Consider the following 12,378-nt stretch of genomic DNA (forward strand, 5'->3'; position numbering starts at 1 on the left):
TCTACTCTTCACGCCGACGCATGAGCCGGTTCAGGCGAGGTCTTCGACCTCGGCCCCTTCCCCGCCATGCACGCGCTGCGAAAGTGCGGCTTCCATGAACGCATCAAGCTTGCCGTCGAGCACGTCCTGCGGGCTGGTGCTTTCCACGCCTGTGCGCAGGTCCTTCACCAACTGATAGGGCTGCATGACGTAGGAGCGGATCTGGTGTCCCCAGCCGATGTCGGTCTTGGACGCCTCGGTGGCGCTCGCCGCATCTTCCCGCTTCTTCAGCTCGTCCTCATAGATGCGCGCACGCAGCATGTCCCACGCGGTTGCGCGGTTCTTGTGCTGGGAGCGTTCCTTCTGACACTGGACGACAATGCCGGTCGGAATGTGCGTGATGCGAACGGCCGAGTCGGTCGTGTTGACGTGCTGTCCGCCCGCGCCGGAAGCGCGATAGGTATCCACGCGCACGTCCGAATCGGGAATGTCGATCTCGATCGTGTCGTCGATGACCGGATAGACCCAGGCGCTGGCAAAGGATGTGTGCCGGCGCGCAGCGCTGTCGAAAGGCGAAATGCGAACCAGACGATGCACGCCCGATTCGGTCTTCAGCCAGCCATAAGCGTTGCGCCCCTTGATCAGAAGGGTTGCCGACTTGATGCCTGCCTCTTCGCCGTCATGGACTTCCATGACATCGACCTTCATGCCGCGACGTTCGGCCCAGCGCGTGTACATGCGCAGCAGGATCTGTGCCCAGTCCTGGCTTTCGGTGCCGCCGGCGCCTGCATGGATTTCGAGATAGGTGTCGTTGCCATCGGCCTCGCCGGAGAGCAGCGTCTCCACCTGACGCGCGGCAATCTCGTCCTTGAGCACTTTGAGCGCGCTCTCGGCTTCCGTCACCACGTCAGCGTCGCCCTCTTCCTCACCAAGCTCGATGAGGCCGATATTGTCCTCAAGCGCCTGGGTCAGATCACGGACCCCGCTGATATTGTCTTCCAGCATCTGACGTTCGCGCATCAGCTTCTGCGCCTCCTGCGGATCGTTCCACAGATCGGCCTCTTCAGCGCGCGAATTCAGGTATTCCAGCCTCTTTACTGCCTCATCCCAGTCAAAGATGCCTCCTCAGCAGGCTTATGGCCTGCTTGATTTCGTCGACAAGATTTTCGGTTTCCGCACGCATTGCAGATCAACACCTCGGCTTTGTTGGATTTTTCAGAAAACGCTTCCTGAATCGCGTCGGACCATATGAACCGCGCCCGCCTGTGTAAAGCGGGCGCGTCACAGATTCAGAACGCTGCGTCAGTAGAGACCGCCGGCGCCGGAATTCACCGCCCGGTTGGCCTGTGGCGAAACAACCCGCGGCCCGCCCATGCCTTCCAAATCTTCCATGCCGATCACCCAGTAGCTGTCGGCCGGTCCCGTGCCGGGCTTGAAGGCTTCCATGATGACGCCCGGCTGGCCCGACTCGGCGCGCATGCCGGTCTTGCGGTCAATCGGGATGATGTTCATGCCCTCGGGCACCTGGAAGTCCACCGGGCGCATGTCCTTGAGCGCATTGCCCATGAACTCCTTGAAGATCGGCGCGGCCAGACCGCCACCGGTCGAACCACGGCCCATCGGGCGCGGCGTGTCGAAGCCCATGAAGACGCCAACCACGAGATCAGGCGTGTAGCCAACGAACCAGGCATCCTTCTCGTCATTGGTGGTGCCGGTCTTGCCGGCGATGGGACGGCCGAGTTCGGCAATGGAGGTTGCCGTACCGCGCTTCACCACGCCTTCCATCATGGAGGTGATCTGGTAGGCGGTCATCGGGTCGAGAACCTGCTCGCGATCATTGATGATCTCGGGCTCTTCCTGATTGGTCCATTCGCTGGCAACACAGCCCACGCATTCGCGACGGTCATGCTTGTAGACAGTCTTGCCGTAGCGATCCTGAATACGGTCGATCAGCGACGGAACGATCTGCTTGCCGCCATTGGCCATGACCGCATAGGCGGAAACCATGCGCATGACTGTGGTTTCGCCCGAGCCGAGCGACATGGCCAGAACCGGCAGCATCTTGTCGTAGATGCCGAAATGCTCGGCATAATCGGCAACGAGCGGCATGCCCATATCCTTGGCAAGCCGCACGGTCATCAGGTTACGCGAACGCTCGATACCGGCGCGCAGGGTCGAAGGGCCGGCAAACTTGCCGCCGTAGTTCTTCGGCTCCCACACATCATTGCCGACCTGCACCGAGATCGGAGCATCAAGCACCACGGAGGCAGGCGTGTAACCATTGTCGAGCGCGGCGGCATAGACGACCGGCTTGAAGGCCGAGCCGGGCTGACGATAGGCCTGCGTTGCACGGTTGAATTCGGATTCGGCGTAGGAGAAGCCGCCGACCATGGCCAGAACGCGGCCCGTGTGCGGGTCCATGGCGACAAGCGCGCCCTCGACCTCGGGCACCTGGCGCAGCGTCCACGCGCGGTCCGTGTCAGCTTTCTTCTCAACAAAGATCACATCGCCCGGCTTCAGAACGTCGGACTGGCGTTCCGCCTTGAGGCGCTTGCCGTCCACCACGTGCCGCATGGCCCATTTCATGTCTTCCAGCGCAATCGTGCCGGTCGTGCGTTCCTCGGACAGTGCGCCGGAAACCTCACGTTCAGGCTTGAGGCCAATGGAAATCTTGCTGTCTTCAGTTCCAAGAACCACGGCCACATTCCACTCGGGAACATCGCTCAGCCCATCGACTTCGCCGAGGGCTGCACCCCAGTCGCCGGAAACGTCGATCTGCGTGACCGGTCCGCGATAGCCGCGCAGCGTGTCATAGCGCAAAAGGCCATTGTGCAGCGCCTTGCGCGCATAAAGCTGCATCTGCGGATCAAGCGTGGTGCGGACGGAAAGGCCGCCCTCGTAGAGCGCATCTTCGCCATAGCGCGAAATGATGTCGCGGCGCACTTCCTCGGTGAAATACTCGCCGGCGAACAGATAGGTGCCCCGGCGACGCGGCGAGACATTGAGGCCGGTATTCTTGGCCTTCTCGCCCTCTTCAGCCGTGGCGTAGCCATTCTCGACCATCTGGTCGATCACCCAGTTGCGGCGCTCGATGGCGCGCTCGGTGTGACGGAAGGGATGATAGTTGGACGGGCCCTTGGGAAGAGCAGCGAGATAGGCCGCTTCTTCCAGCGTCAGCTCGTTGACCGACTTGTCGAAATAGGTAAGCGCCGCGCCGGCGATGCCGTAAGCACCGAGACCGAAGAAAATCTCGTTCAGATAGAGTTCGAGGATGCGATCCTTGGAATAGGCCTGCTCGATGCGGAAGGAGAGCACCATCTCCTTGATCTTGCGCTGCATGGTCTGGTCGGAGGTGAGAAGGAAGTTCTTCGCCACCTGCTGCGTGATCGTGGACGCGCCGACCGGACGCCGACCGGAGCCCAGATTGCGCACATTGGTCACCACGGCGCGGGCAAGGCCCGTCACGTCGATGCCCGGGTGCTTGTAGAAATTCTTGTCTTCTGCGGAAAGGAACGCAGCCTTGACGCGATCCGGAACGGCCTGGATCGGAAGGTAGAGGCGACGCTCGCGCGCGAACTCGGCCATGAGAGCGCCATCGGAGGCGTGAACGCGGGTCGTGACCGGCGGCTCATATTTCGCCAGCACCTCGTAATCGGGCAGATCCTTGGTCAGATCGCCGATGTAGAGCGCGATGCCCGCAGCCACCAGCAGCGCCAGCACGATGCCGACGCCGAAGAAATACCCGATGAGACGTATCATGCCCGCTCCAATTCAAGCCCGGTCGCAACTTCACCGCCCGTCAGCGGCAACTGCCCCGCGCAGCCTTTCCAAGTCTTATCGGCAGGACAAAGAGGGACAGGCGAATGGTGGATTGCCACCGCAACGCAGTCCGCTGTCTTCATTCCATGCGATTCCAATATACCATTTCTTTTCACGATCTTCGCCCGCTCGTGCAAGGACAGCCGGAAAATCATGCGCCTGCTCTTAATGCCTCACGCTTGTGGGCAAAATACGGCGATTGCAGCGCCCCCGGCGCGAACAGCACAAAACGGGACCGCCGTTGCAGACTTGCAACGAATTGGGCTCTGAGATCAACCTCCAGCTGCACCATTTGCCTTGGCAAAATAGCTGATCGCATCAATGATCGCCGCCATTGTCTTCTCCCGCCATGCCGGATCGCGCAGCTGCGCTTCGTCCTTCGGATTGGAAAGATAGCCCAGTTCCAGAAGAACCGAGGGGATATCCGGGGCGCGCAGAACGCGGAAACCCGCATAGCGATGCGGGTTTTTCACCATCTGCACGGTGCTCGACAGTTCGCCGATGAGCGTGCGCGCAAAGCGGATGGAGAAGGCGTGCGTCTCGCGCCGGATGAGATCGACCAGAATATCCTCGACCTCGTCCTGCTCTTCTTCCGGCACCTTGCCGGCGATCTCGTCAGACAGGTTTTCGCGTGCAGCGGTTGCCGCAGCCTCGGCGTCGGACGCCTTGTCGGAAACCGTGTAGACGGTCGCACCGCGCACGCTGCGAATGGCAATCGCATCGGCATGGACCGAAACGAAGAGGTCAGCCCCCTTCTCCCGCGCAATGCGCACGCGCTCGTCAAGACGCAGGAAACGGTCATCCTCTCGTGTGAGAACAACGCGATACCGGCCAGTCTCCTCGAGCTTTTTCTTGAGTTCGAGCGAGAACAGAAGCGTGATCTGTTTTTCGACCGTACCGTTCACGCCACGCGCGCCACCATCGGCGCCGCCATGCCCCGCATCAAGCGCAACGGTGAAACGATCCTTCATCGCAACGGCCTCGTCCTTGGCGGAACCAAGGTCGGGCGGCGTCATGCTGGCCCGCAGGGCCTTGTCAAAATCCTCAACGGAACTGGCGCGCATTTCGATGATGAGGCGAAACCCGTCGGAGGTCTCGTTCTTCATAACCTCGGCTTTTTCGACCGAGAACGGCCCCTTGGCGTTGAAGAGCAGACGCGCGCGCTGCGCATCGACGGCGCCATATTGCACACCGGCAACCAGCCCCCGTGGCTCCAGTTCCAGGGGATCGAAGGTGAATTCGGTGGCCGGCATGTCGATCACCAGCCGGTTGGGATCGCGCAGGAGGAACCAGCGAAAATCGGGCGCGCGGTCGAAATGCACGACGATGCGCGTGTATTGCTGGTCACCGGCCATCTTGTAGTCATGCGCCTTGAGCGCAGGACCATCGGCAAGGGCATTGTTGAGAACGAGAAAGAGCCCGGTGAGGACAACCGTCAAAAAAAACGCTGGTCTGTGCAAAACCGCTTCTCTCCGATGCGTCATGCGGATTTAGTCGAATCAACCCCATTTCCAGCGAAAGAAAATGGCAATTTTTCTTCGAATCGACCGCCAACGATCATATTTTATGCGCTGTGCAGGGACATTGGGCAAATAAGCTGGATGATATTTGCAGGCCGCCCCGGCCAGGGCGCGATAGAAATCAGGGTTGCCAATACAACTGTCAAATCATAAAAGCATCTTTGAATCATCGCGATATCCGTCCTTGGTTTGAGTCCCAGCTGACAAACGGCGATGAGCAACGGGGCAAACCTTTATCCGCCGCCGCAAACCCGAACGGGTGGTGATTCAAGAGGAATTTTTCAGGGCCTTCCTCAAGCATGGAAGCCCTGGCTTCAGGAAACGGCCGGACCATCACTGTCCGCGCCGGCTCTATATGAGCAAAAGCTGGCCCGCAAAATCGGGCCTTGGTTGAAACGGTTCTGCCGGGCGATGGAATGGCATCAGGCGCAATTGGAACGAGATCCGGATTGAAACGCACCGCAAGCTCGGTGCTCCGGCCCAATTTGGCGCGGCCTTCAACGCCGGCGAGCCTCAGATTATCCGGCACAGATTGTCACGTTGGCTTGCGGCTACGCCCGTCGAGCCCGGCCCGACAATCTTTCCTTGCCGGGGAGACAAGTATTTATGCCAAACAAAATGCTGATAGATGCCTCCCATCCGGAGGAAACGAGGGTTGTTGTCCTTCGCGGTAATCGCATCGAAGAGTTTGATTTCGAATCTCAGGATAAGAAGCAGCTTCGCGGTAATATTTATCTGGCACGCGTCACACGCGTCGAACCTTCCCTTCAGGCAGCCTTCGTAGAGTATGGTGGCAACCGGCATGGCTTTCTCGCTTTCAGCGAAATCCATCCCGACTATTACCAGATCCCCGTAGCCGACCGTCAGGCGCTTCTGGAGGCCGAAGCCGCAGAAGCCAAGGCCGATGACGACGACGAAGACAGCGAGCCCCGCCAGGCACAGAAAGGCGGACGCAAGCGCCGCCGCGCCAGCACCCGCAAGAAGACCGCCCAGCAGGACGACGCTTCCCAGGACGAGGCTGCACAGGAAGAGGACGGCGACAGCGACGCCGTTGCCGAGGCGCAGCCTGAAGCCGAGGCGGACGCCGACGCGGTTTCCGACGACGATGCCGACACTGCGCAGGACGCGGACGGCGAAGACAAGCCGCAGGCCATGGCTGCAGAGGCCTCTGCCGACGTGGTTTCGGAAGAGCCGCGTAGCCGGCGCTCGCGCCGCAACCGGTCCGATGACGATAACAATGGCAACGACGACGAAGACGACGTCGACACGGTTGGCGCTGACGATGCGCTGGAAGAAGCGCAGCCCTCGCGCCGCGCCGCCCGCAAGAACTACAAGATCCAGGAGGTCATCAAGCGCCGCCAGATCCTGCTCGTTCAGGTCGTCAAGGAAGAGCGCGGCAACAAGGGCGCGGCGCTCACCACCTATCTGTCGCTGGCAGGCCGCTATTCGGTTCTGATGCCCAACACCGCACGCGGTGGCGGCATTTCCCGCAAGATTACCAATGTGCAGGACCGCAAGCGTCTCAAGGACGTCGTGAAGCACCTTGAAGTGCCTCAGGGCATGGGCGTGATCCTGCGCACCGCCGGTGCAAACCGCACCAAGGCGGAGATCAAGCGCGATTACGACTACCTGATGCGCCTTTGGGAGAAGGTTCGCAGCCTGACGCTTGAATCCACGGCCCCCGCCCTCGTCTACGAGGAAGGAAGCCTCATCAAGCGGTCGGTGCGCGACCTCTACAACAAGGACATCGGGGAAATCCTGGTGGCCGGCGAGGAAGGGTATCGCGAGGCCAAGGACTTCATGCGCATGCTCATGCCGAGCCATGCCAAGGCCGTTCAGCCCTATCGCGACGTGACGCCGATCTTTGCCGGAAACGGCATCGAGGCGCAGCTTGACCGCATGCTGCAGCCGCAGGTCACGCTGAAATCCGGTGGTTACATCATCATCAACCAGACCGAGGCTCTGGTGGCGATCGACGTGAACTCCGGCCGTTCGACGAAAGAGCACTCGATCGAGGACACCGCGCTCCAGACCAATCTGGAAGCGGCGGAGGAAGTGGCGCGTCAGTTGAGGCTGCGCGACATGGCGGGCCTGATCGTGATCGACTTCATCGACATGGAGGAGAACCGGAACAACCGGGCGGTCGAGAAGCGCCTCAAGGATTGCCTCAAGAATGACCGCGCCCGAATCCAGGTTGGCCGCATCTCGCATTTCGGGCTTCTGGAAATGTCGCGTCAGCGCATCCGCGCAAGCGTTCTGGAAAGCACCATGCAGCCCTGCCCCCATTGCGGCGGCACGGGACACATCCGCTCCGATTCGTCGGTGGCGCTCTATGTGGTGCGTTCCATCGAAGAATACCTGCTCAAGGACGCGCGCAACGACATAGCCGTGCGCACGCCGGCGCAGACCGCACTTTATCTGCTGAACCACAAGCGCTCCAATCTGGTCGAGATGGAAAACCGCTTTGGCGTGACCATCACTGTCGAGGCGGATGACAGCGTGGGTTCGCAGCATTTTGCGATCACCAAGCAGCAGCCGGCCGACAAATCGGGAATGGAGCAGCCGGCAGCCCCGCAGGCAGCGCCCGCACAGGTGGTTGAAACCCCTGCCCCCGCACAGGAAGCCGAAGCCGGTGAAGATGGCGAACCGCGCAAGCGTCGCCGCAAGCGCAAGCGCCGGGGTGGCCGCAACCGCAACAATGGCGGCGCCGAGGGTGCAGAGCAGAATCAGGATCAGAACGCAGATCAGATGCCAGGCGACGACGATGCCGTCGCAGCCACGGCTGAGGATGGCGCAGCCGTTTCCGAGGATGCAGCCGAGACGCAGCCGGCAGAAGCCGGCGAAGGCGAGCGCAAGAAGCGCCATCGCGGGAAACGTGGTGGCCGCAGGAACCGTCGCGACAGCGATACGCAGGAAGCCGAGGGCGACGCCTCTGTAGAGGCAGGCGTTTCCGACGACGCTCCGACTGCAGAAAGCGCAGAAGCCCCGCAGGTGGCAGAAGCACCCGAGACGCCGGTTGTTGCCGATGAGGCTCCGGCAGTTGCACCCGAGGCGCAGGCCGCCGCACCCGAGGCAGGGGCAGAGGCGGAGGCTTCTGCCGAGGCAACGGATGCGCCCGCCGAGGAGAAGCCTGCTCGCAAGCCGCGCCGCCGCACCCGCAAGGCTGCTGCACCGGCTGAAACCGCGCCTGCCGAGACAGCCGACGAAGCGGCTCCAGCCGTAGCGGAAGAAGCGGCAGCCGAGAAAAAGCCTGCCGAAGAGGCAGCCGCTGAAGAAAAGCCGGCTCCGAAACGGCGTCGCACGACCACGCGTCGCAGCACCGCCAAGGCCAAACCGGCTGAAGACAAGCCAGCCGAAGTCAAGCCGGCTGCGGAAGAAACGGTTGCCCCGGAAGCCGCCGAAGAGGCTCCCAGCGAGGCAGCACCGGCCCAGAAAGCGGTCGAGGAAACGGTCGAAGAGCCTGCCAAGGAAGAAGCCGCCGTATCTTCGGAACCGGTTGTCTCCTCTTCCGAACCGGCAGAGAGCGATCGCCCCCGCAAGACCGGCTGGTGGCAGCGCAAGAGCTTCTTCTAGAGGGACGTGCGCCGGCTTCTAAAGCTGGAGCATTTGGAACACAAAAAACTGGAAGGCCGGCGCATTGCGCCGGCCTTTTTGCATTGGCGACACGGCAAGAGCACAGATCAAAACTCCATGATCGAAGACTGTTGTGCCTTCCCATTGCCCTTATGCTCGTCTACCAATTCGGCAATGCTTGAGAGAGACACCATGGTTCACAGGATTATCGCGCGGGCAGCCACGCTCTTCATGCTGGCATCCTATCTGATTGTCGTTTCGGTGCCGGCTTCGCAGGCGCAGGGGCGTGTGACCGTCGTTCGTGACGCGGAAATCGAGGCTCTTGTTACCGAATATGCCGCCCCGATACTGAAGGCGGCCGGTCTGTCCCGTTCGGGGATCGACATCATTCTCGTCAACAATCGCAGCTTCAACGCCTTCGTGGATGGGCGACGCATCTTCATTCACACCGGCGCTCTGACACAGGCTGAAACGCCCAACGAGATCATCGGCGTGATCGCTCACGAAGCCGGGCATATTGCGGGCGGACATCAGGAGCGACTGCGCCAGCAGCTGAAGCGTGCGCAGACCATGGCCATCGTGTCGGCGCTGATCGGCATTGGAGCCGGCGTTGCCGGGGCTGCAACGGATACGCGCGGTCTGGCTTCGGCCGGTGTCGGCATGGCTGCCGGCGGTGCGGAAATGGCGCGGCGCGGCCTGCTCGGCTATCAGCGCTCCGAAGAGGTGACCGCCGACCGCACGGCCATCGACTATCTCAACAAGACCGGCCAGTCGGCCAAGGGCATGCTGACAACGTTCGACCGTCTGGCGGGCGGCCTGGCGCTCGCCGGCGTCAATGTCGATCCCTACCAGATCAGCCACCCCATGCCGCGCGAGCGTATCGCCAATCTGGAAGAGCTTGCGCGCAAGAGCCGCTTCTACGACCGCAAGGACCCGGCGCAGCTTCAGCAGCGCCATGACATGATGCGCGCAAAGATTGCTGCGCATACGGAAGGCGCGCAGGCCGTACAGCGGCTGTTCAGGCAGGACCCGCGCGGCATTCCCGCCATGTATGGCGACGCGATTGCCACCTTTCTCACCGGAAATCCCCGCACGGCGCTCCAGAAGGTCGATGCACTGATCTCCAAAATGCCCCGCAATCCCTATCTGCAGGAGCTGCGCGGCGACATCCTCATCAAGGCGAACCGCCCGAAGGATGCGGCCAATGCCTATGCCAGGGCGTTATCGCTTGCTCCGGGCACGCCCGGACTGCTTCAGGTGGGCTATGGGCAGGCGCTTCTGGCGACCGGTCAGCCGGACCTCGTGAAGAAGGCGGCATCGGAACTGCAGACCGGGCTTTCGCGTGAGCCGGAATTCGCCAATGGCTATCGCTACCTTGCCCAGGCCTACGGGCAGTTGGGTGACATCGCCAATGCGGAGCTTGCTTCAGCAGAGGGCTATTTCCATGCCGGCCAGTATCGCGATGCGAAGCTTTTCGCCATCAGGGCGCAGAAGCGCATGAAGCGCGGCTCGCCCGGCTGGCTGCGCGCGCAGGACATCATACAGTACAAGGCCCCCGGTTGATCGGTGAACCTTCCGCCCCAAATGGGCCACACAACAAACAGATATCCTCAATTCAGATGAAATCGGATTTGATCATGACTCTTTCCAGCAAACTCCGCGCCCTTACGGCGGCAACCGCCCTCTTCCTGCCCGCCATGGCGCTCGGCAATGTCGCGCAGGCATCGGACGGCGCAGCGCTCGGCAAACCGGAAGTCGAACAGATCGTGCGCGACTACCTGCTCGAAAACCCGGAAATCCTGCTCGAGGTTCAGGCAGCACTCGAAACCAAGCAGCGCGAGCAGCAGGCCGAGGCCCAGAAGACCGTGCTGCAGGATCGCAAGGATGATCTCCTGAACAGCCCGCATGACGGCGTGATCGGCAATCCGGAGGCCCAGGTCACCGTGGTCGAGTTCTTCGACTACAATTGCGGCTTCTGCAAACGCGCCATGGCCGACATGCAGGCGCTGCTCGAAGAGAATGACGATGTGCGCTTTGTTCTCAAGGAATTCCCCATCCTCTCCGCAGAATCGCGCGAGGCCCATGTGGTTTCCATGGCCGTTCAGGCGACCGCGCCCGAGAAATACGCCGAGTTCCACCAGCAGCTGATGGGTTCGGAATCCCGCGCTGATGGCGAACTGGCCATGTCGATTGCGACCGGCCTTGGTCTTGATGAGGCAGCACTTCGCAAGGAAATGGAAAATCCGGAGATCCAGAAGGCTTTCGCGGAAACCTATGAGCTGGCGAATCAGCTTGCGGTTACCGGAACGCCCGCCTATGTGGTCGGAAACGAGGTTGTGTTCGGCGCGCTGGGCAAGGATGTGCTCGGCGAAAAGATCGAACAGGCCCGCACGGAAAGCAACTGACGCGCACGCCGGAAGCCTCCGGAGCGCTCTGTGGACAGAGAAAGAAGCCCCTTGCCATCTTTGCGGTACGGTCTAAGCCCTCTATAGAGGAGCTTGTGATGGTGCCGCAAAAGGGCCAGGGGACGATTTTATGGCGAAAACAGTCTTCATTCTGAACGGGCCCAATCTGAATGCGCTCGGCAAGCGCGAACCCGGCATCTATGGCGGCGACACCCTTGCGGACGTCGAGAAGAACTGCCGGGACAAGGCCGCTTCACTTGGAATGGACATTGAGTTTCGCCAGTCCAATCACGAGGGCGACCTCGTTGACTGGATCCATGAGGCCGGCCAGAAAGCTGCCGGCATCGTCGTCAATCCCGGCGCCTATGGGCACACGTCGATTGCATTGCATGATGCGATCCGTGCGGTGAGCCCGCTCCCGGTGATTGAGGTGCACATTTCCAACATTCATGCCCGCGAAGCGTTTCGCCACGTTTCGATGATTGCCCCGGCGGCAAAAGGCATGATTTGCGGATTGGGCACAATCGGTTATGTACTCGCGCTGGATGCGCTGGCCGCACACCGGCCGGATTGAGACAAAAGCAGGACAAAACACATGTCGACAAAAAAGACGGGGGTCGATCAGCAACTCATTCGCGAGCTTGCGACGATCCTGAACGACACCAATCTGACGGAAATCGAAGTCGAGCAGGACGACCTGCGGATTCGCGTGGCCAAGCAGGGCGCAGTCGCCGTGCAGAGCTATGCCGCTCCGGCACCCGCCCCCGCGCCCGCACCGGCTGCGCCGGCCCCGGCCGCGGCTGAAGAAGCCAAGAAGAGCCCGGCCGATTCCAAGAATGCCGTTCCTTCCCCGATGGTCGGCACCGCCTACAAGTCTCCCGCGCCCGGCGCGAACGCCTTCATCGAAGTCGGCCAGTCCGTGAAGGAAGGCCAGACGCTTCTCATCATCGAAGCGATGAAGACCATGAACCAGATTCCCGCGCCCCGTTCCGGCACCGTGACGGCGATCCTCTTCGAGGATGCGCAGCCGGTTGAGTTCGGCGAGCCGCTGGTCGTCATCGAATAGTCCGGGGCAGGCGCGC

Annotated in this window: 8 protein-coding genes; 5 read left to right on the forward strand and 3 right to left on the reverse strand. The window is 61.4% G+C overall.

The genetic code is table 11. The features are described 5' to 3' along the window. Positions 1-30 precede the first annotated feature (30 nt). The 3 genes from prfB to DEJ54_RS15320 form a co-directional block, all read right to left on the reverse strand. Positions 31-1,162 (reverse strand): peptide chain release factor 2 gene (prfB, locus tag DEJ54_RS15310; protein WP_113155324.1). Its coding sequence is split into 2 segments (ribosomal slippage): positions 31-1,092 and positions 1,094-1,162, totalling 1,131 coding nucleotides; the frame shifts between segments, so codons are not numbered across the junction. Between the two features lie 119 nt (positions 1,163-1,281). After that, positions 1,282-3,738, reverse strand: coding sequence for a penicillin-binding protein 1A (locus DEJ54_RS15315; RefSeq protein ID WP_113155325.1), 2,457 nt, complete (start codon positions 3,736-3,738; stop codon positions 1,282-1,284). Between the two features lie 332 nt (positions 3,739-4,070). Then, a complete protein-coding gene (locus DEJ54_RS15320) occupies positions 4,071-5,237 on the reverse strand; it encodes an N-acetylmuramoyl-L-alanine amidase (RefSeq protein ID WP_222473919.1) in 1,167 nt (388 codons plus the stop codon). A gap of 687 nt (positions 5,238-5,924) precedes the next feature. Here DEJ54_RS15320 and DEJ54_RS15325 point away from each other — a divergent pair. The 5 genes from DEJ54_RS15325 to accB all read left to right on the forward strand — a co-directional run bounded on the left by DEJ54_RS15325 (position 5,925) and on the right by accB (position 12,362). Beyond that, the gene (locus DEJ54_RS15325; RefSeq protein WP_113155327.1) at positions 5,925-8,891 is read left to right on the forward strand and encodes a ribonuclease E/G; all 2,967 of its coding nucleotides are present in this window, start codon (positions 5,925-5,927) and stop codon (positions 8,889-8,891) included. A 192-nt stretch (positions 8,892-9,083) separates the two neighbouring features. Further along, complete coding sequence (locus tag DEJ54_RS15330; protein WP_113155328.1) at positions 9,084-10,454, forward strand: M48 family metalloprotease; 1,371 nt, start codon at positions 9,084-9,086, stop codon at positions 10,452-10,454. Positions 10,455-10,528: 74 nt separating this feature from the next. Continuing rightward, a complete protein-coding gene (locus DEJ54_RS15335; RefSeq protein WP_113156320.1) occupies positions 10,529-11,296 on the forward strand; it encodes a DsbA family protein in 768 nt (255 codons plus the stop codon). Between the two features lie 130 nt (positions 11,297-11,426). After that, positions 11,427-11,870, forward strand: a complete 444-nt coding sequence (aroQ, locus tag DEJ54_RS15340; protein WP_113155329.1) for a type II 3-dehydroquinate dehydratase — start codon at positions 11,427-11,429, stop codon at positions 11,868-11,870. A gap of 21 nt (positions 11,871-11,891) precedes the next feature. Further along, on the forward strand, positions 11,892-12,362 hold the full coding sequence (gene accB, locus DEJ54_RS15345) for an acetyl-CoA carboxylase biotin carboxyl carrier protein (protein WP_113155330.1): 471 nt from the start codon (positions 11,892-11,894) through the stop codon (positions 12,360-12,362). Positions 12,363-12,378: the final 16 nt, after the last annotated feature.

Origin of the sequence: Nitratireductor sp. OM-1, assembly GCF_003296175.1 — a bacterium.
Lineage (GTDB): Bacteria > Pseudomonadota > Alphaproteobacteria > Rhizobiales > Rhizobiaceae > Nitratireductor > Nitratireductor aquimarinus.